The organism is Exiguobacterium marinum DSM 16307 (assembly GCF_000620845.1).
GTDB classification, from domain to species: Bacteria; Bacillota; Bacilli; order Exiguobacteriales; family Exiguobacteriaceae; genus Exiguobacterium; species Exiguobacterium marinum.
In genome coordinates, this window is the sequence record NZ_KK211189.1 from 486,118 (window position 1) to 511,576 (window position 25,459).

Annotated in this window: 21 protein-coding genes and 2 tRNA genes; all 23 read left to right on the top strand. The window is 47.9% G+C overall.

The genetic code is table 11. The annotated features are described in order from the left end of the window. Nucleotides 1-23: 23 nt before the first annotated feature. The 23 genes from mfd (at nt 24) to lysS (ending at nt 24,883) form a co-directional block, all read left to right on the top strand. Nucleotides 24-3,551 (top strand): transcription-repair coupling factor, encoded by a 3,528-nt coding sequence (mfd, locus tag P400_RS0102870; protein WP_026824782.1) that lies wholly within the window; start codon nt 24-26, stop codon nt 3,549-3,551. Continuing rightward, the gene (locus P400_RS0102875; protein WP_026824783.1) at nt 3,535-5,082 is read left to right on the top strand and encodes a polysaccharide biosynthesis protein; all 1,548 of its coding nucleotides are present in this window, start codon (nt 3,535-3,537) and stop codon (nt 5,080-5,082) included. The genes mfd and P400_RS0102875 overlap by 17 nt, the downstream gene beginning before the upstream one ends. A gap of 1 nt (nt 5,083) precedes the next feature. Beyond that, a complete protein-coding gene (gene yabN, locus P400_RS0102880; RefSeq protein WP_026824784.1) occupies nt 5,084-6,499 on the top strand; it encodes a bifunctional methyltransferase/pyrophosphohydrolase YabN in 1,416 nt (471 codons plus the stop codon). Continuing rightward, complete coding sequence (locus tag P400_RS0102885) at nt 6,496-6,768, top strand: RNA-binding S4 domain-containing protein (RefSeq protein WP_026824785.1); 273 nt, start codon at nt 6,496-6,498, stop codon at nt 6,766-6,768. Before yabN ends, P400_RS0102885 begins: the two co-directional genes overlap by 4 nt. A gap of 42 nt (nt 6,769-6,810) precedes the next feature. After that, a complete protein-coding gene (locus tag P400_RS0102890) occupies nt 6,811-7,185 on the top strand; it encodes an FtsB family cell division protein (protein ID WP_034770769.1) in 375 nt (124 codons plus the stop codon). A 75-nt stretch (nt 7,186-7,260) separates the two neighbouring features. Beyond that, on the top strand, nt 7,261-7,764 hold the full coding sequence (locus P400_RS0102895) for a S1 domain-containing RNA-binding protein (protein WP_026824787.1): 504 nt from the start codon (nt 7,261-7,263) through the stop codon (nt 7,762-7,764). Nucleotides 7,765-7,966: 202 nt separating this feature from the next. Beyond that, nucleotides 7,967-10,579 carry a YhgE/Pip domain-containing protein gene (locus P400_RS0102900; protein ID WP_026824788.1) on the top strand — a complete coding sequence of 871 codons (2,613 nt, stop codon included), beginning with the start codon at nt 7,967-7,969 and terminating at the stop codon, nt 10,577-10,579. A gap of 141 nt (nt 10,580-10,720) precedes the next feature. Further along, nucleotides 10,721-10,797, top strand: a tRNA-Met gene (locus tag P400_RS0102905). Nucleotides 10,798-10,806: 9 nt separating this feature from the next. Next, nucleotides 10,807-10,878: transfer RNA gene (locus tag P400_RS0102910), tRNA-Glu, on the top strand. A gap of 69 nt (nt 10,879-10,947) precedes the next feature. Further along, entirely contained in the window at nt 10,948-12,174 is a 1,227-nt protein-coding gene (tilS, locus tag P400_RS0102915; protein WP_026824789.1) for a tRNA lysidine(34) synthetase TilS, read from the top strand. A gap of 35 nt (nt 12,175-12,209) precedes the next feature. Next, the gene (gene hpt, locus P400_RS0102920; RefSeq protein WP_026824790.1) at nt 12,210-12,755 is read left to right on the top strand and encodes a hypoxanthine phosphoribosyltransferase; all 546 of its coding nucleotides are present in this window, start codon (nt 12,210-12,212) and stop codon (nt 12,753-12,755) included. Between the two features lie 105 nt (nt 12,756-12,860). Continuing rightward, nucleotides 12,861-14,885: an ATP-dependent zinc metalloprotease FtsH gene (gene ftsH / locus P400_RS0102925; protein ID WP_026824791.1), complete on the top strand. Its 2,025-nt coding sequence runs from the start codon at nt 12,861-12,863 to the stop codon at nt 14,883-14,885. 92 nt (nt 14,886-14,977) lie between these two features. Next, on the top strand, nt 14,978-15,742 hold the full coding sequence (locus tag P400_RS0102930; RefSeq protein ID WP_026824792.1) for a type III pantothenate kinase: 765 nt from the start codon (nt 14,978-14,980) through the stop codon (nt 15,740-15,742). A 19-nt stretch (nt 15,743-15,761) separates the two neighbouring features. Continuing rightward, a complete protein-coding gene (gene hslO / locus P400_RS0102935) occupies nt 15,762-16,691 on the top strand; it encodes an Hsp33 family molecular chaperone HslO (protein ID WP_051545931.1) in 930 nt (309 codons plus the stop codon). Nucleotides 16,692-16,775: 84 nt separating this feature from the next. Further along, nucleotides 16,776-17,729 carry a cysteine synthase A gene (gene cysK, locus P400_RS0102940; RefSeq protein WP_026824794.1) on the top strand — a complete coding sequence of 318 codons (954 nt, stop codon included), beginning with the start codon at nt 16,776-16,778 and terminating at the stop codon, nt 17,727-17,729. A 94-nt stretch (nt 17,730-17,823) separates the two neighbouring features. Continuing rightward, on the top strand, nt 17,824-19,203 hold the full coding sequence (locus P400_RS0102945; RefSeq protein WP_026824795.1) for an anthranilate synthase component I family protein: 1,380 nt from the start codon (nt 17,824-17,826) through the stop codon (nt 19,201-19,203). Further along, the gene (gene pabA, locus P400_RS0102950; RefSeq protein WP_026824796.1) at nt 19,200-19,784 is read left to right on the top strand and encodes an aminodeoxychorismate/anthranilate synthase component II; all 585 of its coding nucleotides are present in this window, start codon (nt 19,200-19,202) and stop codon (nt 19,782-19,784) included. The genes P400_RS0102945 and pabA overlap by 4 nt, the downstream gene beginning before the upstream one ends. Continuing rightward, nucleotides 19,768-20,586, top strand: a complete 819-nt coding sequence (locus P400_RS0102955) for an aminotransferase class IV (RefSeq protein WP_026824797.1) — start codon at nt 19,768-19,770, stop codon at nt 20,584-20,586. The genes pabA and P400_RS0102955 overlap by 17 nt, the downstream gene beginning before the upstream one ends. An 11-nt stretch (nt 20,587-20,597) precedes the next feature. Beyond that, nucleotides 20,598-21,383: a dihydropteroate synthase gene (gene folP / locus P400_RS0102960; protein WP_026824798.1), complete on the top strand. Its 786-nt coding sequence runs from the start codon at nt 20,598-20,600 to the stop codon at nt 21,381-21,383. Continuing rightward, complete coding sequence (folB, locus tag P400_RS0102965) at nt 21,376-21,741, top strand: dihydroneopterin aldolase (RefSeq protein WP_026824799.1); 366 nt, start codon at nt 21,376-21,378, stop codon at nt 21,739-21,741. The genes folP and folB overlap by 8 nt, the downstream gene beginning before the upstream one ends. After that, nucleotides 21,738-22,235 carry a 2-amino-4-hydroxy-6-hydroxymethyldihydropteridine diphosphokinase gene (folK, locus tag P400_RS0102970; protein ID WP_026824800.1) on the top strand — a complete coding sequence of 166 codons (498 nt, stop codon included), beginning with the start codon at nt 21,738-21,740 and terminating at the stop codon, nt 22,233-22,235. Before folB ends, folK begins: the two co-directional genes overlap by 4 nt. A gap of 70 nt (nt 22,236-22,305) precedes the next feature. After that, entirely contained in the window at nt 22,306-23,244 is a 939-nt protein-coding gene (dusB, locus tag P400_RS0102975) for a tRNA dihydrouridine synthase DusB (protein WP_051546003.1), read from the top strand. Between the two features lie 148 nt (nt 23,245-23,392). Next, nucleotides 23,393-24,883: a lysine--tRNA ligase gene (lysS, locus tag P400_RS0102980; RefSeq protein WP_026824802.1), complete on the top strand. Its 1,491-nt coding sequence runs from the start codon at nt 23,393-23,395 to the stop codon at nt 24,881-24,883. The last annotated feature ends 576 nt before the right edge of the window (nt 24,884-25,459 follow it).

Below are 25,459 nucleotides of genomic sequence, written 5' to 3' on the forward strand. Positions count from 1 at the left end.
TCGTATGAGTTGGAGGAAAACAAATGAATGCTTTAGAAAGATTTATGGTGGCGCTCCCTGAGACGAATATCATTCGCGAGCGGCTACAAAAAGTGGACCGTCAATTGGTAACGGGTCTGACGACGAGCGCGAAAGCTCTTGTCTTAGCAGGACTCGTGAAATCGTCAGCGAGACGCCTCGTCGTTGTGACACACAATATGTATCAAGCACAAAAAATGTTTGATCAACTTGAATCACTCATCGGCCCTGATCAAACACTGCTTTATCCAATTGATGAGACGCTAGCAGGTGAACTATCACTGACATCTAGTCCGGAACTGTTGGCCGCCCGAATCGATGCCCGTACCCGTCTCCTTGACCAAACAGGAGGCGTTGTTGTCGTGCCACTCGGTGGATTACGACGTTACATGCCGAGTCCGAAAGCATGGCAAGACAGCCGCGTCATGTTGAAGCCTGGAAGTGATCTCGATTTAGCGGATTTTGCGAAACAATTGTCGGGGATGGGGTATGAACGGACGGCAACTGTAACGACGCCAGGCGAGTTTTCCGTACGAGGTAGCATATTAGACGTTTACCCGCTCACAGAAGCGCGTCCATATCGAATTGACTTGTTTGACACTGAAATTGATTCGATTTTTACGTTTGATGCCGAAACCCAACGTTCGCTCGGGGTGGTAGGGGAAGTGTGTATTACGCCTGCAACGGAGTTTGTTGCGACTGAGGAACAGCTGAAACAAGCAGGTAGCGCTCTTCGCAAGCAATACGACAGAACGGTGGAATTGATTACAAACGATGTGATTCGTCAGGCGCTCGATGAAGGAGTCGTAACGGATATCGAACGTTTAGAGCGGGGTGATTTCCCAGATAAAGTAGGAAAGTATTCGCCACTTCTTTATACATCAACGCTTCTTGATTACGTAGGAAAAGACGCCGTACTCATTTTGGATGAAGTGGCACGAATTGATGACGCCGCGGATGTGCAGGACCGGGAAGACGCCGAGTGGTTCTCTTCGCTCATCGAAAAAGGGGAAGCGGTCAGTAACTATACGCTCGCCGTCCCAATGCATAAAGTGTTCCTTGACTTGAAACAAGTGGCCTTCTCATTATTGCCGTCTCGTCGTTCAGGTATACCTGAGACCGACACGGTTCATTTGAGCTGTCGTCCGCTACCGGCATTTCACGGACAGATGCACTTATTGAAACAAGAAGTGGAACGTTGGCAACAAGGTGATCAACGAATTGTCGTGCTCGCGGGAGATCGGTCGCGTGCAGATAAAATAACAGCACTTCTTTCAGACTATGGGATTTCCTCGACGTTTACGAATGTCGATGGAGAGTTAGAGCCGAGACGTGTGTCCGTCATTATCGGTCAAATTGAAGGTGGGTTTGAATTATCTACGAGTCGTCTTGTCGTTGTATCAGAAGAAGAACTGTTCAAACGTGTGACGAAACGGAAACGTCAGACGAAGAACTTGACGAACGCGGAACGAATCAAGAGTTACCAAGAGTTGAAGCCGAACGATTATGTCGTCCACGTGCACCATGGAATCGGAAAGTACTTAGGCATCAAAACGATTGAGGTCGGTGGGATTCATCAGGACTACTTGCATCTCGTCTATGCTGGTGACGATGCCCTTTACGTACCAGTCGACCAAATTGATCTCGTGCAAAAATATGTCGGGGCAGAAGGAAAAGAACCGAAGATTTATAAACTGGGTGGCACGGAATGGAAGAAGGTCAAATCGAAGGTCGCTAAATCGGTTGAAGACATTGCCGATGAGTTGATTAAACTGTATGCGGCACGAGAGGCCTCGGTTGGTTTTGCGTTTCCGTCGGACGATGAAGAGATGAGTCAGTTTGAATCTTCATTCCCGTACGCTGAAACAGAAGATCAAGTTCGCTCGATTGCTGAAATCAAAGCAGATATGGAACGCTCGCGTCCGATGGATCGTCTCTTATGCGGAGATGTCGGATATGGGAAAACGGAAGTGGCGATTCGGGCGGCATTTAAAGCGGTACTCGCCGGAAAGCAAGTCGCATTTCTTGTCCCGACGACCGTCCTCGCCCAACAGCATTATGAGACGATGCTCGAACGATTCAGCGAATTTCCAATCAATGTGTCGGTCATGAGCCGTTTCCGCTCGAAAAGTGAGATGACCGCGACGAAGAAGGGCTTGAAAGAAGGGACGATTGATATTGTCGTCGGTACACACCGCGTGTTGTCTAAAGACGTAACGTTTGCCAATCTCGGTCTCGTCATCATCGATGAAGAACAACGGTTCGGCGTTAAACATAAAGAACGTTTGAAACAACTGAAGACGAATATCGACGTGCTCACGTTGACTGCCACACCGATTCCGCGGACGCTCCATATGTCGATGATTGGAATCCGTGACTTGTCCGTATTGGAAACACCACCTGAAAATCGATATCCGGTCCAAACATATGTCATGGAGTATGACGGGATCGTCTTGCGTGAAGCTTTAGAGCGTGAACTCGCTCGTGGTGGGCAGGCGTTCTTCCTCTATAACCGTGTCGAAGGTATCGAACGAAAAGCGGAAGAAATTCGTGCCCTATTACCGGACGCGCGTATCGCGACGGCACATGGACGGATGACGGAGAGTGAGCTCGAGAGCCAATTGATCAGCTTTTTAGAAGGAGAGGCAGATATTTTAGTCTCGACGACAATCATCGAGACGGGAATCGATATTCCAAACGTCAATACACTTATCGTCCATGATGCTGACAAGATGGGGTTGTCGCAGCTCTATCAACTTCGTGGTCGTGTCGGACGCTCGAATCGGATCGCCTACGCGTACTTCACCTATCGAAAAGATAAGCGCTTAACGGAAGTTGCCGAAAGCCGACTTCAGGCCATTAAAGAGTTCACGGAGCTCGGAAGTGGCTTTAAGATTGCGATGCGGGACTTATCGATTCGGGGTGCTGGTAATTTGCTAGGTGCACAACAATCAGGGTTTATCGATTCGGTCGGTTTCGATCTGTACTCACAAATGCTCTCCGAAGCAATCGAGGAGCGGAAAGACCGAATGCGTGGACAAGCAAAACAAGTCGTATTCAAGCCGGAAATTGCATTCCAAGCGGATGCGTATATCCCAGATAATTATTTGTCGGATAGTGAATTAAAAATCGAGATGTACAAACGTTTCAAATATGCGGATACGCCAAGCGCATTATTCGCCCTTCAAGACGAATTGATTGAGCGATTTGGTGAATTCCCTGAACCGGTCGCGCTTCTCATTCAACTGACGCGCTTACGTATTTACGGAGAACTGGCAAAAGTGAGTCGGATCAAGCAAACACCGGGACGCATTGAAATCGTCTTATCAAAAGAGTCGACAGCTGCACTTGATGTATCATCCTTCATGGAATGGACAATGCCGCTCGGTCGCAAACTTGGGGTGGGTCAAGAAGATGGGGCGTTGAAACTATCGCTCAGTGGCCGTGTCCCCCTAACAGAGCTCCTAAATGATGCCGATACTGTATTAGAGGAACTGACGAAGCGGTTGGTAGGCGATGCAGTCGCCAAGTAAATTTGCGCAAGGCGTCGTCTTGTTCGCCATTGCCGGCTACGTGTCGAAACTGATTAGCTTCGCTTATCGTGTCCCGTATCAAAACTTAGCGGGTGACTTCGGACTCTATGCCTATCAAACCGTCTATCCATTCGCTGCGATCGTGGCTTCACTCGGGATTTATGCGATGCCAGTCGTTATTGCGAAAATTGGTGTCGGGACAAAAGGGGAAAATCGAAAGTTGGAAGTGCTATGGGGGAGCTTTTATGCGCTGTTTCTACTATCGATTGTCCTCGTTGTTACGGTATGGGTATTCGCACCGACCCTTGCCGGATGGCTAGGAGATGAGCAGCTGGCACCGGCACTCCGGGTGATCAGTTTAAGTTATTTACTTATGCCAGCCTCGGCCGTATTACGTGGCGCTTTTCAATCGAGAGATGACTTACGACCGAGCGCATGGTCACAAGTGCTCGAGAACTTTGTCCGCGTCACAGTCATGCTGTCGCTATTATGGATCGGGGTACGACTCGGAAAAGATGCATATACGCTTAGCCAATATGCGTACGGTGCGACACTCATCGGTGGAATCGTAGCGATTGTCTTTTTGGTCTATCGAACGCGTGGTTTGCAGATTGTGAAGGTGCGACGGGTCACGTTTCGAAGAGGGATGCGTCTCTTATTGACGACGGGTTTCGCGGTTGGATTCGCTTCGCTCGGGATTCTATGGATGCAACTTGTCGACTCTTTCACCATCGTCAATTTGATGGGGGGGACGTATGACGCGAAGGTGAGCAAAGGAGTGTTTGATCGGGGATACCCGCTCGTCCAATTCGCCATCTTGTTCACGACGACCATCGGGATGGCCAATGTGCCGATGCTCGTCCGTCATTATCGGGCGGGACATCTACAAAAGACGACACAAGGACTCCGTTCGATGATTCGGGTGACGACTGCGATTGCTGGTGCAGCGACTATCGGATTGATGGGTGTCATGTTTTTCTTAAATGTGGCCCTGTTTGAAGATGAATCTGGGACACGAGCCCTTGTCTTCTTAGCGACGAGCACGTTCGCTGCCTCCTTGGCGATTGCGAGCATGACATGTTTGCAGGCGATTGACCGAGAGTGGGTCGCGGCACGCAGCATGGTTGTCGCAATGTTAGTGAAAAGTGCGGTAAACGCATGGCTCGTCCCGAGTTACGGAATTGAAGGCGCGGCAATCGGAACATCCATTGGATTTTTAGCGATGGCGTTCTATAATTTCCGGGCGCTTGACCGCTCGATTCCGCTCGGGTCATTTCGATCGAAACACTATAAGTCGTTATGGAAAGCCCTCGTACCCATGCTGATCCTCATTGCCGTGTTAAACTGGCTAGGTCAGATGTGGGTCGACTCGCGAATCACTGCGTTCGGTTGGTTAATCGGAATGGTGTGTAGCGGTGCCGTCCTCTATATATGGAGATTATGGAGTACGCGAATGCTGTCACTTGCGGAATGGGAACTGATCCCGTTCGGAAGTCGTCTGCTCGACGTGCTCGAGAAAAAGGAGAACTAATATGGGTTATACAATCATGGTGGTCGGACTCGGGTCTGGTGAGTTGAATCAATTGCCGCTCGGTGTGTACCGCCATTTAAAGCAGCAACCGCTCGTCTGGTTGCGCACAAAAGAACACCCTGTCGTTCAAGAGTTAGAAGCGGAAGGACTCGTGTTCGAATCATTTGATTCGGTCTATGAATCGAGTGATACGTTTGAAGAAGTATACGACCAGATTGTCGAGACGTTATTGAGTAAAAGTGAAGAAATGGCGATCACATACGCCGTACCGGGCCATCCGTTCGTAGCGGAACGGACCGTCGAACTATTGGTGGAACGGGGAGCCGATCTTCATGTGCTCGGTGGACAGAGCTTCCTCGATGCCATGTTCCAGGCGCTCCGGATCGATCCAATCAATGGATTTCAACTGCTTGATGCGACTGCGCTCGACCTTGAACGTTTGCAGGTGACTCAACATGTCCTCATCGGGCAAGTGTACGATGGATTCGTGGCGGGTGACGTCAAAGTGCAATTGATGGAACGGTATCCGGATGACCATCCCGTCACCCTTGTGACGGCTGCTGGTACGACAGAAGAGCGGATTGCGCACATCCCGTTATTCGAAATGGACCGGATGGCGGAAGTGAACAATTTGACGACGCTCTATGTGCCACCGCTCGTCGACGAATCGTATTTGGCGAAAGATTTTGCGACACTCAAACAGATTATTGCAACACTTCGGGGTCCGAACGGCTGCCCATGGGACCGCAAACAGACACATGAGTCGCTTCGGAAGTATTTACTGGAAGAAGCGTACGAACTGATTGAAGCCATCAATGCAGAAGATGATAATGCGATTATTGAAGAACTGGGCGACGTCTTGCTCCAAGTCATGTTACATGCTCAAATCGGTGCAGATGAGGGGTACTTTGATATTCGTGATGTGATTGGTTCGATTAGTGAAAAAATGGTACGTCGTCATCCACACGTCTTTGGGGACATCACAGTTGAAAACGCCTCCGAGGTCGTGAAAAATTGGAACACGATTAAACAAGCCGAAAAAGGGGAAAAGAAACAATCGCATCTCGATGGTGTGCTCATCGACCAACCTTCATTGATGAGGGCGGAACAACTTCAAAAGAAAGCCGCCCAAGTAGGGTTTGAATGGGATGACGTATCCGGGGCCTTCACGAAGCTCGAAGAAGAATTGAACGAATGGCGTGAGGAACTTGGTGACGAATCAGAATTGGGAGATGTATTGTTTTCCATCGTCAATATCGCGAGATACGTTGGGCTGAATGCCGAGCAAGCTCTAGAACAGACGAACCGAAAGTTTAAACGTCGATTCGAATACATTGAAGTAAATGGGGACCTTCAGCGGATGACACTCGAACAAATGGATGAACTTTGGAACGAGGCAAAGGAGAAAGGTTTATGAGACTAGATAAATTTTTAAAGGTATCACGTTTGATCAAGCGTCGTACGTTAGCGAAAGAAGTAGCAGATCAGGGACGGATTCAATTGAATGGACAAGTCGCAAAGGCGAGCACAGACGTCAAAGTCGGAGATGAACTACAAATCCGGTTCGGAAATAAGCTCGTTACGGTCGTTATTGATTCAATCGCGGAACATGCACGTAAAGAAGATGCGAAAGAAATGTATCGTTTACTTAAAGAAGAGAAGATGGATGGTAGTATCAACTCGTAAAAAAAAGTATACTTAGTGTATTAAGAGGAGGGGGATGAGGCGATGAATGGACGTAATCCGATGGATCGACAACGGCGCATTCGTGCGCTAGACGAGCGTAGAGAACAGCTGGAAAAAGACACACATCGGCGACGAATTCATCTTCGCCGTCGTTTGGCGGCGGCCTCACTCCTATTTTTATTTGTTATGGTCTTGATTGGGCAGAGTTACTTTTCAAAAGTCGGCTATGTGTCGGACCAACAACAAGCATACGCTCAAGCAAAAGTAGAGTTGCGTGAACAACAAGACGAGCAAGATGAATTGAAAGAGCAAGCGGAGCGATTACAAGATGAGGATTATATCGCAAACTTAGCGCGAAATGAGCTGCTTTTCTCTAAAGATGGAGAGATTATTTTCTACTTCTCACCAGAAGAATAAGTTGGTTCGTTGACCGTTGAGGAAACGACTCGTATAATTGTAAAGAATCAATCAAAAAAAGGAGTACATTATTTTATGTCAATTGAAGTAGGAAGCAAGGTACAAGGTAAGGTCACAGGGATTACGCATTTCGGAGCGTTCGTCGAGCTCCCGAACGGCAAAACAGGTTTAGTGCACATCAGTGAGGTGGCAGACTCTTACGTCAAAGATATCAATGAAGTGTTGACAGTCGGTCAAGAAGTCACGGTGAAAGTATTGAACGTCGAAAGCGATGGGAAAATTGGATTATCCATCAAAAAAGCAGTAGACCGCCCTGTAAGCGAACGTCCAGAGCGTCCGGCCGGTGAGCGTTTCTCTCGTGGTCCACGCCCGGGTGGCCCTAGTCAAGGCGGTCCACGTCCTGGTGGACGCAGCGGTGGTGGCCCACGTGGTGGTGGTCGTCGCGAACCGCAGCGCCGCGAGCCAGAAACATTTGATACATTGATGAGTAAATTTTTGAAAGATAGCGACGAGCGTCTTACGACTTTGAAACGTCAAACAGATTCGAAACGCGGTGGACGTGGAGCCAAACGCGGGTAATCCTTCGAATACCAATTAGCTTCTACTCGTAACTATATAGGTCTTAATACAAGACGAGTCGTGAACATTTTTGTTCACGACTTTTTTTGTTTTGAAAAAAATTATGAAAAATAACTAAAATAGTTGCTTTTTTTCGAGGAAGGGAGCAAAATAGGGAACATGAAAAAATAGTTATGTTTTATAAGTGAAGGTGGAGAGAAAAATGAATGGATGGAAACTGTGGACGGCGGAGTGGCGGAGTATCTTTAAGAACCCACGTGTGTTGGTTCCGATTCTCGCAGTCGCACTCGTACCGCTAATGTATGCCGGTATGTTTTTATGGGCTTTCTGGGATCCTTACGGACAGATGAAAGATTTGCCGGTCGCCATCGTCAATGAAGACAAAGGGGCAACGTTTGAAGGGGAGTCGCTTGAGATTGGGGACGATCTCATTGACAAGTTATTGAAGTCGGAAGCGTTCGAGTTTGTCGAGACGACCGAAAAAGAAGCGGAATCTGGATTGGAAGACCATGATTACTATATGGCGATTGAGATTCCGGAAGACTTTTCGGAAAAAGCAACGACAGCTTTGGATGAGGATCCAGAGCAACTTGAATTGAAGTATATTGCGAATGAATCGTATAATTTCTTAGCTGCGCAAATCGGTGGTTCCGCGATGGAGCAAGTAAAAGCGGAGCTTTCGACCGAGGTATCGAAACAGTACGTCAGTGCGTTGAAAGATGGGCTGAATGACGTAGCTGACGGACTTGATGAAGCGGCAGACGGTGCAACAAAACTTGCAGAAGGCTCAAAAACAGCTAAAGACGGTGCCGTCAAATTGGCGGATGGGACGGAGTTACTTGCTTCGAAACAACGTGAGCTCGCAGATGGAGCAAGTCAGTTAAATGATGGGATCGCCCAGTTGGCCGATGGTTCCTCTGAGCTAGCAGATGGAACAAAATTACTCGCTTCGAAACAGCGTGAACTCGCAGATGGAGCAAGTCAATTAAAGGATGGCGTGACTCAACTGGTTGATGCTTCCTCTGAACTTGCAGATGGGAGTCAACAAGTTCATGAAGGCTCAGCCTCTCTTTCAGATGGTGTACATCGTGTCAGCGATGGTGCCTCCGCGTTACAAGACGGAACGAGTCAACTCGTTGAAGGCACAGGAACTTTTGCATCAAAACTAGATGAACTGCATACAGGTGCAAAAACGTTGAACCAAGGCGTTCAAGAACTTTCTGCAGGAATTGAACGCTCGAAAGAGGGTGCGTCCGCATTAAATGACGGCGCAAATCAACTTGCGGGTGCATTGACCACCGCGAAAGACGGTAACGCGGCACTTGTCGTGGGTCAAACGGAATTGGTCAATGGAATCGGACAAATGAAATCTGAGTTGACCGCGAAGCAAGATGAGTTGATTGAACAACTGACGGCACTCGCCGAATCGGGTCAATCCGTGTCACCTGAAATGCTTCAAGCCATCGCTGCGCAACTAAGCGATGGAAAACAAGAAACGGCGGCAGGTTTTGATCAATTAGCTGCTGGTGCGACGAAAGTGAAGGATGGACAAACCTCATTAGCTGCTGGTCTAAAGCAAGCAGAGGCAGGTGCTGGAGAACTTTCGTCAGGACTTTCTGAATTAAGCACAGGTCAAACAAAATTGGTCGAAGGCGCTAAAGCATTAGCCAGTGGCTCTAGTCAAATCGAGCAAGGCACGCAAACAGCGGCCGGTCGCTCACAAGAGCTTGTGGCAGCCAGTTCGAAACTCAATCAAGGTGCGACGCAACTTCAAGATGGGACGAATGAACTCGTAACAGGCAGTGATAAGCTCGTAGCCGCGACTGGACAACTCTCTGAGGGAAGTGTGAAGCTTGCGGATGGTGCGAAGAGCGCTAGTGCCGGAACAAGTGAGTTAGCCAACGGCGCGAATCAGTTAGCTGATGGCGGTCAAAAACTTCAATCCGGTAGTCGTGAGCTTGCAGACGGCGCGCAGGATGCTGGTGCCGGAACAAGTGAGCTAGCGAATGGCGCGAGTCAGTTAGCAGACGGTGGACAAGAACTTCAATCCGGTAGCGGTGAACTCGCCGATGGGATGACAGACCTTGCATCCGGTAGCGATGAACTTCGTGACGCCTTACTAAAAGGCGCGGAAGATGCAGATATCGGGTTAACTGACAATAATGTGGAGATGATGGCAGGTCCGGTTGCGCTCGTCGACAACTCGATTCACGAAGTGCCGAACTACGGTACAGGATTCGCTCCGTACTTCATGTCACTTGGACTCTTTGTCGGGGCACTCCTTCTCTCGATCGTCTATCCATTGTACGATCCAGTGGGGCGTCCAAAACGGAGTCTGTCATGGGTGATGTCGAAGTCTGGCGTTCTCGTTGTCGTCGGATTCCTTCAGGCCTTGATTCTCGATGTGGCAATGGTGCAACTACTCGGTCTTGAAGTGAGCGAGCCGTTGAAATTCTTCGGTTTCAGCTGGTTGACAAGCATCACGTTCCTCTTTATCGTGCAGTTGCTCGTGACAACGCTCGGAAATCCGGGGCGTTTTGTGGCAATCGTCTTGTTGATTTTGCAATTGACGACGTCTGCGGGAACGTTCCCGCTCGAATTGATTCCAAGAGCGTTACAACCGTTCAATGCACTGCTTCCAATGACATATACGGTTGCTGGGTATAAAGAAATTCTATCGGCAGACGGTGCACAGTACTTGCAGACAGCTACCATCTATTTAACGTTTGTGGCTGCCGGATGCTTTGCATTGCTGTGGGCGTACTTCCGAATCGCATGGAAGAAAAAATATCGCCCAATCGCATCAGAAGCATGATGTAAAAACGTTATAAAATCGTGTATAGTGGGGAAGACGACGCTATACACGATTTTTTTATTAAAAAAATATAAAAAAGAATTGACACTCGAATGATGACTGGTTATTATAGAAAATGTGCTTAGGACACAACAATAACATGGCGGTGTAGCTCAGCTGGCTAGAGCGTACGGTTCATACCCGTGAGGTCGTGGGTTCGACTCCCTCCGCCGCTACCATTTTATTTAGGCCCGTTGGTCAAGCGGTTAAGACACCGCCCTTTCACGGCGGTAACACGGGTTCGAATCCCGTACGGGTCACTTAGCCTAAGCGAAAAGAAGCCATCTCAAACGAGATGGCTTCTTTTGTTATACCTAAGGAGGGAATTCATGAAAAAGGTGCTCGTCGCTGTGTCTGGCGGTGTGGATTCGATTGTCCTTTTAGACCGCCTTGTCAAACGAGGATGGAACGTAGCGGTGGCTCATGTCCATCATGGTCTACGAGAAGCATCAGATGAAGAGTATACGTTCGTCGCAAATATAGCGGCATCCTATCAAATCCCGTTTCATGGGAAGCGTCTTGATTTTCAAAAAGGAAAATCACAAGAGCGATATCGAGAGGGCCGATATCAATTCTTTGAAGACGTCATGAGTGAATATGGATATGACACATTGGCAACGGCACATCATGCGGACGATGAGTTAGAAACTGTGCTCATTCAACTTCATCGAAACGTGATTGAAGTGAAAGGGATTCCCGAAATCCGGAAATTTGGTAACGGGAGACTTATCCGTCCGTTGTTATATGAGTCGAAAGCTCAACTGATTGAGTATGCCCGACAGAACGAATTAGAGTGGCGCGAAGACGCAACAAACCAAGAACGCACCTACTTAAGGAATCTCATTCGCCATGAGATCGTGCCGAAACTGAAACAGACGTGGCCATCGGTTGTGAAAGAAGTCAGCGAAGCGGCAAAATTGGCCCGTGCCGACTGGGATAGACGGTACCAATCGTGCGAACGGTGGGTGGAGGCATATGTAGAACTCGAAATGAAAGCGTTTCATGTGAAACTTGATCACGTTGAACGTTTGTCATCGCTCGAACGGTACACGGTCGGTCGGTTGTTGTCCGCTCGTTACGAGGTAAATGTGACTGAGGCGATCGAGAAACTATTGATGAGTCAAAAGGATACAGGCATTTATCATCTCCAGGGGGAATGGTTCATGACCAAGCGGAATAGGGTACTTAATCTTGTACAACGTTTAAACATCTATCCGCTCCATCCGATTCAAGTTGAAACGCTACCGACTGTGGTTCAATTCGGAGAGCGGACAATCTCCCTGTCTATCGAGGAGGGGGAAGAGGGCATCCCATTACATGAAATCACATATCCGCTCACAATTCGTACAATTAAACCGGGTGATCGGATGCGTTTAACCGTAGGGACAAAAAAAGTGGCTCGAATTTTAATTGATGAAAAAATTGATCGATCCATTCGTCCGATGCTGCCACTGCTTGAAGACGCTTCTGGACGGATTCTCGCGATTATTGGTGTAAGAGTTTCAGATTTTCTAGACAAGTCGGATGCGAATTGTCTACGATTAATGGTAAAATGATGATTGTGTCGAAACAGAAAGAGGAGGATTTCAAGATGTCATTAATCAACGATATGGAAAAAATTTTAATCTCGCGTGAAGAGATTCAAGAAAAGGTACAAGAACTTGCCGGAACACTTAGCGAAGATTATAAAGAAGAGTTCCCGCTTCTCGTATGTGTATTGAAAGGCGCGATGCCGTTCATGTCGGACCTCGTTAAAGAAATGGACATCCACTTAGAGATGGATTTCATGGACGTATCGACGTATCATGGTGGCACATCGTCAACAGGTGAGGTTAAAATCGACAAAGATTTAAATACATCTGTAGAAGGACGCGACATCTTGATTGTAGAAGATATTATTGATAGTGGATTGACGCTTGGTTATCTCGTCGATCTTCTTAAATACCGTAAAGCGAAATCTGTGAAGATTGTCACGCTTCTCGACAAACCGACAGGGCGTAAAAATGGTTTATCAGCAGACTATAGCGGCTTCGTTATCCCACACGAGTTTGTCGTTGGCTACGGTTTGGATTATGAAGAGAAATATCGTAATCTTCCTTACGTCGGTGTGCTCAAACCGAGCGTTTACGGGGGCTAACATTTTTCTTTTGAAAATGTGACGTGGTAAGATAAAAGAAATCCCCAAAGTATAGGCATATACTGAATGGGCGAGAACATCGTTTCTCGGAATAGGAGGCAGAGAATGAATCGTGCAGTGAAAAACACATTGGTTTTTGGTGTGATTTTCCTAGCCTTGATCTTGTTCCTTCAATATTTGCAGAATCCGAATAGTCAGAGTGAAACACTCTCGTATTCGAAATTCCTAGAATATGTGGAAGATGATCGGATTGAGACGGCAACCGTACAAGAAATCCCGGGGGCTATCTCGATTACAGGCGATCTTACAGGAGATGAAGACCAGCGTTATGAAACAAATATTCCAGCGAACGAAGCTGAGTATGCGGATGTATTAACACAGCTTCGAGCGAATACGGATATTCAAATCGAGGAAGCTGAATCGAACAGTAGTTGGTTCAGTATCATCTTTGCGATTTTACCGTTTATCATCATCTTCATCTTGTTCTTCTTCTTGTTGAACCAAGCGCAAGGTGGTGGCGGTGGTGGTCGTGTGATGAACTTCGGGAAATCGAAGGCCAAATTATACGACCAAGAGAAGCGTAGTGTCACATTTGAAGATGTGGCCGGAGCAGACGAAGAGAAGCAAGAACTCATCGAAGTCGTTGAATTCTTGAAAGATCCTCGTAAATTCTCAAAACTCGGTGCACGTATTCCAAAAGGTGTGTTACTCGTTGGTCCTCCGGGGACAGGTAAAACACTATTGGCCCGTGCAGTAGCCGGTGAAGCAGGTGTACCATTCTTCTCGATCTCAGGTTCGGACTTCGTTGAGATGTTCGTCGGGGTCGGTGCGTCACGTGTTCGTGACTTGTTCGAAAACGCCAAGAAGAATGCTCCGTGTATCATCTTTATCGATGAAATCGATGCGGTCGGACGCCAACGTGGTGCCGGACTAGGTGGTGGACACGATGAGCGTGAACAAACATTGAACCAATTGCTCGTTGAGATGGATGGATTCAGCGACAACGAAGGGATTATCATGGTTGCGGCGACAAACCGTCCGGATATTCTTGACCCTGCCCTCCTTCGTCCAGGTCGTTTTGACCGTCAAATCACGGTCGATCGTCCTGATGTAAAGGGACGTGAAGAAGTATTGAAAGTTCATGCGCGTAACAAGCCACTTGATTCGACAGTGGACTTAAAATCAATCGCACAGCGTACACCAGGATTCTCTGGAGCGGACTTAGAGAACCTCTTGAACGAAGCGGCACTCGTTGCGGCACGTTCGAACCGCGCAGCGGTATCTGTTGTCGACGTGGAAGAAGCGATTGACCGCGTCATCGCCGGTCCTTCGAAGAAGAGCCGAATCATTTCGGATAAAGAACGCAAGATTGTCGCTTATCACGAAGCGGGTCACACAATCATCGGTCTCGAACTTGAGAATGCGGATGAAGTACACAAAGTGACGATTGTCCCACGTGGAAACGCGGGAGGATATGTCGTCATGCTCCCGAAAGAGGACCGTTACTTCATGACAAAACCTGAGCTCGAAGATAAGATTGTTGGTCTCCTTGGTGGACGTGTCGCCGAAGATGTCATCTTTGGTGAAGTGTCGACTGGAGCGAGCAACGACTTCCAGCGTGCTACTGGTATTGCACGTAAGATGGTCATGGATTATGGGATGAGCGATAAGCTCGGACCACTCCAACTCGGTTCGAACCACGGTGGACAAGTCTTCCTTGGTCGCGATTTCCAGACGGAACAGAATTATTCAGATGCAATCGCACAAGAAATCGACTTAGAGATTCGTGACATCATCAACCACTGCTATGCGAAAGCGAAGCAGATTTTGACAGAACGTCGTGAAGATCTCGAACTCGTTGCGAAGACGTTGCTTGATGTGGAAACGCTCGATTCGAAACAGATTCGTCATTTGATTAAAACAGGCGAATATCTCCCGCATGAACCGGAAGAAGACGTGGATGCATCAACGGACTCAGATGAAGCAGCGAAGAAAGATGAGGCAGCCGTTCAGCACGGTCAAGTCATCGATCAACCCGAAGCTGTTCAAGAAAGCCAACCGGATGTTGTGCCTGAAGGTGATAAGCCCGAGGCGACACCGACGGAGCGTCCGAATAACGAATCACGTTAATCAGTAGACGAATGCCCTTGACGAGGCATTCGTCTTTTTTCATGTTATAATTCGAGCGAACTGCAATTGACAACAAAGTGAGGAACTATATCATGATTTTAGTGATTGATGTTGGAAATACAAATATTGTTCTCGGGATGTACGATGAAGATAATCTCGTACACCACTGGCGCATCTCGACCGATCGTACGAAAACAACTGATGAGTACGGCATGCTTGTGAAGTCGCTATTCGACCAATCGAACGTCTCGTTTGAGCAGGTTGAAGGTGTCATCTTATCCTCTGTCGTGCCCCCGGTCATTTTTCCACTTGAACAAATGTCACAGCGATACTTCAATGTACGACCGATCGTTGTCGGTCCAGGTGTGAAGACGGGATTAGACATTCACGTTGAGAATCCACGCGAAGTTGGAGCCGATCGAATTGTCAACGCTGTGGCTGGAATCGCCAAGTATGACGGTCCGCTCATAATTGTTGATTTTGGAACGGCAACCACGTATTGTTACATCGATGAGAAACGTCGCTACCACGGCGGCATCATCTCACCAGGTATCATGATTTCAGTAGAGGCACTCTATCAGCGTGCTGCGAAACTACCACGAATTGAACTGGCAACCCCGCCATCGGTCGTTGGGAAAAATACGATTCAAGCGATGCAATCCGGAACGTATTATGGTTACGTGGCTCAAGTGGACGGTATCGTGAATCGAATGAAGCGTGAAGTTGGTGAAGCGACTGTCATTGCGACTGGAGGATTGGCACGATTGATCAGTGAACATGCAGAAACGATTGATCATGTGGATTCGTTCCTGACACTCGAAGGCCTCCGCCTCATTTACGAGCGCAATCAAAAGTAAACTAAAGGAGTTAAAGTATATGATTCATACAGAACAACAAGCATTACTCGATCAAATGAAAGACGATTATCTCGTTCGAGCTCTCGGGTTCAACGGAGAAGTACGAGCGTTTGCAGCACGTACGACAAAGACAGTGTACGAAACACAACTTCGTCATCAGACGACACCAGTTGCTTCAGCAGCCCTCGGACGGACAATGACAATTGGCTCGATGATTGGTGCGATGCAAAAAGGTGCGGCACGCGTCACGCTTAAAGTCGAAGGTGATGGTCCAATCGGGAAAATTATCGTGGATGCAGATACAGCGGGGGATGTCCGTGGATATGTATCGTATCCGCGTGTCGATGGTGGAACGTTCGTCAACGAACAAGGATTGACGAAGTTGAAAGTAGGCGAAGTCGTCGGAAAAGGAACCATCTCAGTCATTAAAGATTTAGGGTTGAAAGATTATGTTGGTGGTTCTTCAGAGATTCAAACAGGTGAAATCAGTGAAGACTTCACCTACTACTTCGCAACATCAGAACAAGTGCCATCGGTCGTTGGAGCCGGTGTTCTCGTCTTACCGGAAGACGAATCGATTCTTGCGGCAGGCGGTGTGATCGTACAATTGCTTCCGAACGCTTCTGAAGAAACGGTGCAGGCGCTCGAAAAAGCACTTCAGACGTTCCCGCCCGTATCTGTCTTGATTGGTGAAGAAAAGACACCAGAGGAGATGCTTCAATTACTACTTGGCGATAGTCTCGATGTCCTCGACCGTAATCCGATTCAATTCAACTGCACATGTAGTCGCGAACGAATGGAAAACGCCATTATCGGTCTCGGAAAAGAAGAGATTCGTCAGATGATTGAAGAAGATGGTGGAGCCGAAGCGGTTTGCCATTTCTGTGGGGAAAAGTATCATTTCTCAGCGGAACAATTAGAGACGATGAAAGAGCAAGCACAAGCGTAAGCAACGTTCCAAATTGCATATTTTCAATTCGATAGGGTATGATAACAATATCGGAATAGTCGGAATTATGAAGGAGGAAATGTAATGCGAATCGTAAACTCAGTGACAGACTTGATTGGAAAGACCCCGATTGTGAAATTGAACGGAATGACTGGACCAGAGGATGCCGATGTGTATCTGAAGCTTGAATATATGAACCCGGGATCAAGCGTCAAAGACCGGATCGCACTAGCGATGATTGAAGCGGCTGAAAAAGACGGCATCTTGAAGCCTGGTGATACAATCATCGAGCCAACGAGCGGAAACACGGGAATCGGTCTCGCGATGGTCAGTGCCGCGAAAGGATACAAAGCCGTTCTCGTCATGCCTGAGACGATGAGCATGGAGCGTCGTAATCTTCTTCGTGGATATGGAGCCGAACTCATCTTGACACCAGGTTCTGAAGGGATGGGCGGGGCGATTCGTCGTGCAACTGAAGAAGCTGAGAAGCACGGCTACTTCCTCCCGCAACAATTCAATAACGCGGCCAACCCGAACGTTCATGAAATGACGACGGGACCTGAGATTGTGGAAGCGTTCGAAGAAACGGGACTTACGGTGGATGCACTTATCGCAGGAGTCGGTACTGGTGGTACGATTACCGGAGCAGGAAAAGTCGTGAAGGCGAAATATCCAGATGTGAAGATTTTGGCAGTTGAACCGATTGATTCACCAGTCTTGTCTGGTGGGAAGCCGGGTCCTCACAAAATTCAAGGAATTGGTGCCGGGTTCGTCCCATCCATTCTCGATACAGAAATTTACGAGGGTGTTCTTCAAATCACGACAGAACAAGCGTTTGAATATGCTCGCCAAGCAGCGCGCACAAATGGTGTGCTCGGAGGTATTTCTTCAGGGGCCGCGATTGCGGCGGCGCTTGATACAGCGAAGCGTCTCGGTAAAGGGAAGAACGTGTTGGCGATCATCCCGTCAAACGGAGAACGTTACTTGAGTACACCACTCTATCAATTTGACGAAGAGTCAAACGAGAGTCGGGTATAACATTTTAGGCAGTAATCGAGAGACATTCTCTTTCGGTTGCTGTCTTTTCTTGTGTACAATAAAAAGCATGAATGAATAGACGGAGGAATGACATGTGAGATCGACAGCGTTCAGAACGAAGCGGATGACGAAAGAAAAAATGTATGAAACATACATGACATTGACAGCGAATCAACCGTACCATGCATGGCTAGAAAGCGGGAGGGCAGGGCGGTATACGATTGCAGGAATTGAACCGTTCGGTCGCTTCTATGTAAAAGACGGCGTCGGTCTCCTTCAAATCGGAAATATGACTGAAACGATGTACGGGGAACCGCTCGAATTGGCCAGTGAAGTTCGGAAGCGGTTTGAGGCTGAACGTCCAGAAGGGACCCCTCCATTTTTCGGTGGTATGATCGGTTATGTCAGTTATGATGTGGCTCGGACCATTGAACGTCTCCCTAACCAAGCGGCAGATGATTTATCGACGCCAGACGTCTCGTTTCTTCTATTTGACGAAGTGGCTGTGTTCGACGAAGAGTCGTCGACCCTTTACTTAATGGTCACAGCAGAACGTGATGTGGAGCGCAAAGTGGATCGGTGGGCAGCCATGTGGAACGTCGAGTCGCATTATGCGTTCAAACCGACGGAACATCTCCCTGTAGAGCGATCGCGCTCCATGTCTCAGGATGAGTTCGTCGAAGCTGTCAAACAGATTCAGTCATATATCGTGGAAGGTGATGTGTTTCAAGTGAACTTGAGTGTTCGTCAATCAGAACCGCTTCTCGCTGACCCACGTCGGGTGTACGATACTCTCCGTCGAATGAATCCCTCTCCATACATGGGGTATTTTGTGGACGACGCATTGACAATGGTCTCCGCGTCACCAGAGTTGTTGCTTGAGAAACACCAATCTGACATTTCGACGCGTCCGATCGCGGGTACGCGTCCGCGTGGGAAAGATGATGCGGAAGATTTGGAATTGGCGAACACGCTACTTGAAAATGAAAAGGAGCGAGCAGAACATGTCATGCTCGTTGACTTGGAGCGGAACGACCTCGGGAAAGTTGCGGCGTACGGTAGCGTTCATGTGGATGAATTGATGGTGATTGAAAAATATTCACACGTGCAACATATCGTTTCGAACGTACGTGGCACTATTCGTGATGAGATTTCTGGAGCCGAAGCGTTGGCAGCGATGTTCCCAGGTGGCACGATTACAGGAGCGCCTAAAATTCGAACGATGGAAATCATTGAAGAACTCGAACCGGTTCGCCGGGGACTCTACACCGGCTCGTATGGTTGGTTAAGTTGGAATGACGACCTCGTCTTCAATATCACGATTCGGACGATGGTCGTGAAAGATGGAATCGCATACGTTCAAGCAGGAGCGGGGATCGTCATCGATTCGGACCCGGTCTCAGAATATGAAGAGTCACTGTCCAAAGCGAAGGCGCTATGGACGGCGAAGCAAATGGCGGAGGAAACGACATGATTGTACTGATCGATAACTATGACTCATTTACGTATAACTTGGTGCAGTATTTCGGTGAACTTGGTCAGGAACTAATCGTGTATCGAAACGATGAAGTATCGATTCAAGAAATCGAGGTGCTTTCCCCAAGCTATCTTGTCATTTCTCCAGGACCTTGTACTCCGAATGAGGCAGGGATCAGCGTAGAGGCAATCCAAGCGTTCGCGGGCCGTATTCCGATTTTAGGTGTCTGTCTCGGTCATCAAGCGATTGCGCAAGCGTTCGGCGGAGAAGTCGTTCATGCGGAGCGACTCATGCACGGGAAAACGTCGAAGATTCAACATGACGGAAAATCGATTTTCAAAGACATTCCTCAACAGACAATCGTGACCCGTTATCACTCATTGGCCGTGGAGCATTCGACTCTACCGGAATGTCTAGCGGTCACTGCGGAGACGGAGACTGGAGAAATCATGGCGCTCCGTCACCGAACGCTTCCGATTGAAGGGGTGCAATATCATCCTGAAGCGATTTTGACTGAGCATGGGAAAGAGATGATTCGAAACTTTATCGAGGAGTATCGTCATGTTGTATTGGCATAACGGCGATGTAGTCGAGCAAGAGAAGGTGTTGATTCCGGTTGAAGATCATGGTTTCTTGTATGGAATGGGCTTATTTGAAACGTTACGGACCTATAATTTTGTGCCGTTTTTGTTCGATGCACATTGGGAGCGTCTGAATAAGAGCATGGAAGCGTTATGGATTGATTTTCCGTATACGAAAGCAGAAATTGAGACAGCGATTCAACGACTGTGTCGGCAAAATGATGCGCCTAATTTATATATTCGGTTAAATGTTTCGGCAGGTGTCGCGCCCCTCGGTCTGTATGCCGGGCGCTATGAAACACCGAACGTCACAATGATCGCAAAACCGTTACCTACAGAAGTTGTTCCACAGGAGAAACAAGTGGAACCAATCCCTTTCCCGAGAAGTCGTCCTGAAGTGGCGTTTCGATTAAAGTCGCATCATTATATGAACAATATCCTCGGAAAACGGGCTCTCCAAAATCCGGATGCGGAAGGTCTATTTGCTGACGAAAATGGACACGTGGTGGAAGGACTCGTGTCGAACATCTTTTGGGTTGGACCGGATGATGTGTTATACACGACACCACTCTCGAGCGGACCGCTCGCAGGTGTGACGCGGAAATGGGTGATGGAACATTTCTCTGTAGTCGAACAATCCGTGACGTTTGAAGAATTATCTGTAGCGAAAGAAATCTGGATGACGAACTCGATTCAACAAATTGCCCCGGTGACTCAGTACGGAGATCACTCCTTCCCCGGTAAAGACGGGGTGCGATTTAAAGAAGCGTGGACGGAACTTATTCGTTCACTTGGATAGGAGGCGGAAGTATGACGAAAATCATGGGAATTTTAAACGTGACCCCGGACTCCTTTTCGGATGGAGGGCGATATACGGCAATCGAGGAAGCCGTACGTCACGCGAATCAGCTCGTACAAGAAGGTGCCGATGCGATTGACGTCGGTGGTGAGTCGACGAGACCGGGCGCTGAACTCGTATCCGAAGAAGAAGAGATTGAACGTGTCGTTCCAATCATCAAGAGGTTAACAGAAGAGATTGATGTGCCCATCTCGATTGATTCGTATAAGCCAACGGTGGCGAGAGCGGCATTAGAGGCGGGAGCAACAATCATCAATGATGTGTGGGGTTCTAAATGGGGAGACCAATCGATGGCGCGTGTCGCCGTTGAATATGGTGTGCCCATCATTCTTATGCATAATCGGAAAAAGCGGGAATATAACCGTTTCATTGAGGATGTGGTCAGTGATTTACAGGAATCGATTAGGATTGCTCACGAATCAGGTGTAAGGAATGAACACATTTGGTTAGACCCGGGCATCGGATTCGCGAAAGACGTGGCACAAAATCTAGAACTCATGAATCATCTCGATGCAATCACTCGTCTTGGTTATCCAGTGCTACTCGGTACGTCCCGTAAATCATTTATCGGGCACACGCTCGATTTACCGACAGAAGAGCGAGTAGAAGGGACGATTGCGACAACCTGTCTCGGGATTATGAAGGGATGCTCATGGGTACGAGTACATGATGTGAAAGAGAATGCCCGCGCAGCGAAAATGATGGATGCGATGATTGGGGGGGATGGACATGGATAAAATTTTTGTGAACGGAATGCGTTTTTACGGTTATCATGGTGTGTTTGAAGAAGAAAATCGTCTCGGTCAAAGGTTTCACGTGGATTTAATGTGTGAGTTGGACCTTGCACCTGCGGGGCGTTCCGATGATTTGAATGAAGGGGTCAGTTATGCCGGCTTATATCAACTGACAGAAGAGATTGTGACGGGTGACCCGGTCAATTTACTTGAAGCACTTGGAGAACGGATTACTTCAGCTGTTTTGGCTCATCACGAGTTGATTCAAAGTGTGACGGTGAAAGTCATCAAGCCGGACCCGCCGATTCCAGGACATTACGACTCGGTGGCAATTGAGATGACAAGGAGACGGACACCATGATTTATATCGCATTAGGAGCGAACATTGGGGAGCGGGCTGCGCAATTGTCTGCTGCAATCGATGAGATGGAAAGAGCGAGTCTCAAAGTCACAAAGCAGTCATCGGTCTATGAGACGGCTCCTGTCGGTTACACGGAGCAACCGTCGTTTTATAATATGGTGGTCGAGGTAGAGAGTTCGCAGTCAGCGGCCGGACTGCTAGAAACCCTTCAACAAATTGAGCGAGAGCTAGGTCGAAAGCGCCTGTTTAAGAACGGACCACGTACAATCGACCTTGACATCCTCTTTTATAATGGGGAAGATATTCAATCAGAACACTTGACGGTTCCGCACCCACGTATGCATGAGCGTGCGTTTGTGCTCGCCCCGTTAACGGAAATTGCGCCGGAACTGGTTGTAAAAGGAAGAACGGTGACTTCTTGGCTTGACGCGTTACCGGAAGTAGACCGTCAAGATGTCGTTCGATTGCAGTTATTAATGAATTTGGTGAAATGAAGGATGTGTTGTCTTGACTGGCTTTAAGATTGGAAACATAGATATTAAAAACCGCGCAGTTCTTGCACCGATGGCAGGCGTGACCAACCCGGCTTTTCGCTTGATTGCGAAAGAGTTCGGAGCGGGACTCGTATGTGCGGAGATGGTCAGCGATAAAGGGATTTTGCTTGAAAACACCCGAACAATGCGTATGCTATATGTCGATGAACGGGAGAAACCACTCAGTTTACAAATCTTTGGAGGCTCTAAAGATACACTCGTCAAAGCCGCACAATACGTCGATCAAAACACAAATGCGGATATCATTGATATCAACATGGGTTGTCCCGTACCGAAAGTAACCAAGTGTGACGCCGGAGCAAAATGGTTACTCGACCCGGATAAAGTGTATGAGATGGTCAATGCCGTCACCAAGGTAGTCGAAAAACCAGTCACGGTGAAAATGCGCCTTGGCTGGGATGACGATCATATCTTTATTTTGGATAACGTCAAAGCGGCTCAGACGGGTGGGGCGGCGGCCATCGCCATTCACGGACGCACGCGGGCCCAACAATATGAAGGAACCGCAAATTGGGACTGGATTGGCGAGGCGAAGAAAGTGGCGACCGTACCAATTATCGGGAACGGAGATATCGCGACCCCGCAGGACGCGAAACGTGTGATTGACCAGTACGGTGTGGATGCCGTCATGATTGGACGCGCAGCACTTGGGAATCCATGGATGCTTTATCAAACAATCCAGTACCTTGAAACGGGAGAACTTCCGCCGGAACCGCAAGCTCGTGAGAAAATCGATATCTGTATGCTCCATCTCGATCGATTGAGTGCGATTAAAGGTGAACTGACAGCTGTACGCGAAATGCGTCAACACGCGGCCTGGTATTTGAAAGGACTCAAGGGCAGTGGTCCGATCCGTAAACGAATTAATGAAACAGAATCACGTGAGGCGTTCGCGGCGGTCCTTTACGGATTTGTCGATCAACTCGAACGACAACTGTCAGAAGTGTGAACTAGTGAAAAGAACTAATTTATGGTAAGCTTGTTTGGCGAAAAAGTGCACCACAACGAATGAACGGCTTCGGCTGTGCTGTTGGCCAACGGGTCGACAGTTTTTTGTTAGAGAGAAACCCAATATGGATAGAGGAGTGAATGGAATAGTGAGCCACGAGTTAGAAATGAATGATCAAATGCAGGTTCGTTTTGAGAAGATGACCGATATGCGTGAGCGCGGTCTTGACCCGTTCGGTCACCGCTTTGATCGTTCTGCGCACGCAGGTGAATTACACGAGCAGTATGAATCGATTGAAAAAGAGGCTTTGGCTGAACAGGACGTAGAAGTCACATTGGCTGGACGCATCATGACGAAGCGTGGGAAAGGAAAAGTATTCTTTGCCCACATTCAAGATGTGACAGGTCAAATTCAAATTTACGTCCGGAAAAACGATGTCGGGGATGAGCCGTTTGACTTGTTCAAGTCTTCAGACCTTGGTGACATCGTCGGTGTGAAAGGGAAGCTCTTTAAAACCAATGTGGGTGAGCTCTCAATTCACGTAGAAGAGTTTGAATTATTAACGAAGGCGCTTCGTCCGCTTCCGGACAAATATCATGGGTTAAAAGATGTGGAACAACGCTATCGCCAACGCTATCTCGATTTGATCACAAATCAAGATTCGCGTCAGACCTTCATTTTGCGTAGCCGCATCATTTCAGAGATTCGTAACTTTTTAAACCAAAAAGGATATCTAGAAGTGGAAACACCGATGCTACACACGATTGCCGGCGGAGCAGCAGCACGTCCGTTCTTAACGCATCATAATGCATTAGATATGGAACTTTACATGCGTATCGCAATCGAACTCCATTTGAAACGTTTGATTGTCGGTGGATTAGAGCGTGTGTATGAAATCGGGCGTGTCTTCCGTAACGAAGGAATCTCTACGCGACACAACCCTGAATTCACGATGATCGAATTGTATGAGGCGTATGCGGATTACAACGATATCATGGATTTGACAGAAGAATTAGTCGCACACGTGGCGAAAGAAGTACTCGGTACAACGGATGTACAATACGGTGAAGATACGATCCATCTTGGTATCGGTTGGAAACGTGCACACATGGTCGACCTCGTTAAAGAAGAAACAGGTGTCGACTTCTGGCAACAAATGTCCGATGATGAAGCACGTGCACTTGCAAAAGAACACGGTGTAGAAGTACAAGATCATATGACGTTTGGTCATATCGTGAATGAATTCTTCGAGCAAAAAGTTGAAGATACGTTGCTTCAACCGACATTTGTCACAGGACACCCTGTTGAAGTGTCGCCATTGGCGAAGAAGAATGAAACGGATTCACGTTTCACAGATCGTTTTGAGTTATTCATCGTTCGTCGTGAACATGCGAACGCTTTTACAGAGTTGAACGATCCAATCGACCAACGTGAACGTTTTGAAGCGCAGTTGCTTGAAAAAGAAGCGGGTAACGATGAGGCACATGAACTCGATAATGATTTCCTTGAGGCACTTGAATATGGTATGCCACCAACAGGTGGACTTGGAATCGGGATTGACCGCCTCGTCATGTTATTGACGGACGCGCCTTCAATCCGCGATGTTCTTCTTTTCCCAACGATGCGTCACCAACAATAATCAATTGAAGGGCCAGATCATACGTGGGTATGAGCTGGCTTTTTTATGTTTGTCAGTCTAGAAACGCATAAGGAAGCCGTTAAACAGGATAGAACATATAAATAAAAAACTTTTTCGGAAAAACTTTAATAAAACCCTTGCGTTAATGAGAAGTGTACGGTAAAGTAATAAACGTTGCCGCTGATGGCAGCGGAAAAGAAATAAAAAAGTGGTTGACAACTGTGTCGATGACTTGTATTATTTTAAGAGTCGCCAAGAGCGGCAGACGAACTTTGAAAACTGAACGATGAGGCAAAAATAAGTTTTACAATTTTTGAATGAAGCGCAAGCTTCGTCAATTTAAGAGCTATATCAAATTCTTTGGAGAGTTTGATCCTGGCTCAGGACGAACGCTGGCGGCGTGCCTAATACATGCAAGTCGAGCGCAGGAAGCCGTTCCGAACCCTTCGGGGGGACGACGGTGGAATGAGCGGCGGACGGGTGAGTAACACGTAAAGAACCTGCCCATAGGTCTGGGATAACCACGAGAAATCGGGGCTAATACCGGATGTGTCATCGGACCGCATGGTCCGCTGA

Excerpts from the sequence above, each read along its gene's own strand:
- mfd (WP_026824782.1), top strand. The coding sequence starts at position 24 with ATGAATGCTTTAGAAAGATTTATGGTGGCGCTCCCTGAGACGAATATC.
- P400_RS0102875 (WP_026824783.1), top strand. The coding sequence starts at position 3,535 with ATGCAGTCGCCAAGTAAATTTGCGCAAGGCGTCGTCTTGTTCGCCATT.
- yabN (WP_026824784.1), top strand. The coding sequence starts at position 5,084 with ATGGGTTATACAATCATGGTGGTCGGACTCGGGTCTGGTGAGTTGAAT.
- P400_RS0102885 (WP_026824785.1), top strand. The coding sequence starts at position 6,496 with ATGAGACTAGATAAATTTTTAAAGGTATCACGTTTGATCAAGCGTCGT.
- P400_RS0102890 (WP_034770769.1), top strand. The coding sequence starts at position 6,811 with ATGAATGGACGTAATCCGATGGATCGACAACGGCGCATTCGTGCGCTA.
- P400_RS0102895 (WP_026824787.1), top strand. The coding sequence starts at position 7,261 with ATGTCAATTGAAGTAGGAAGCAAGGTACAAGGTAAGGTCACAGGGATT.
- P400_RS0102900 (WP_026824788.1), top strand. The coding sequence starts at position 7,967 with ATGAATGGATGGAAACTGTGGACGGCGGAGTGGCGGAGTATCTTTAAG.
- tilS (WP_026824789.1), top strand. The coding sequence starts at position 10,948 with ATGAAAAAGGTGCTCGTCGCTGTGTCTGGCGGTGTGGATTCGATTGTC.
- hpt (WP_026824790.1), top strand. The coding sequence starts at position 12,210 with ATGTCATTAATCAACGATATGGAAAAAATTTTAATCTCGCGTGAAGAG.
- ftsH (WP_026824791.1), top strand. The coding sequence starts at position 12,861 with ATGAATCGTGCAGTGAAAAACACATTGGTTTTTGGTGTGATTTTCCTA.
- P400_RS0102930 (WP_026824792.1), top strand. The coding sequence starts at position 14,978 with ATGATTTTAGTGATTGATGTTGGAAATACAAATATTGTTCTCGGGATG.
- hslO (WP_051545931.1), top strand. The coding sequence starts at position 15,762 with ATGATTCATACAGAACAACAAGCATTACTCGATCAAATGAAAGACGAT.
- cysK (WP_026824794.1), top strand. The coding sequence starts at position 16,776 with ATGCGAATCGTAAACTCAGTGACAGACTTGATTGGAAAGACCCCGATT.
- pabA (WP_026824796.1), top strand. The coding sequence starts at position 19,200 with ATGATTGTACTGATCGATAACTATGACTCATTTACGTATAACTTGGTG.
- P400_RS0102955 (WP_026824797.1), top strand. The coding sequence starts at position 19,768 with ATGTTGTATTGGCATAACGGCGATGTAGTCGAGCAAGAGAAGGTGTTG.
- folP (WP_026824798.1), top strand. The coding sequence starts at position 20,598 with ATGACGAAAATCATGGGAATTTTAAACGTGACCCCGGACTCCTTTTCG.
- folB (WP_026824799.1), top strand. The coding sequence starts at position 21,376 with ATGGATAAAATTTTTGTGAACGGAATGCGTTTTTACGGTTATCATGGT.
- folK (WP_026824800.1), top strand. The coding sequence starts at position 21,738 with ATGATTTATATCGCATTAGGAGCGAACATTGGGGAGCGGGCTGCGCAA.
- dusB (WP_051546003.1), top strand. The coding sequence starts at position 22,306 with ATGGCAGGCGTGACCAACCCGGCTTTTCGCTTGATTGCGAAAGAGTTC.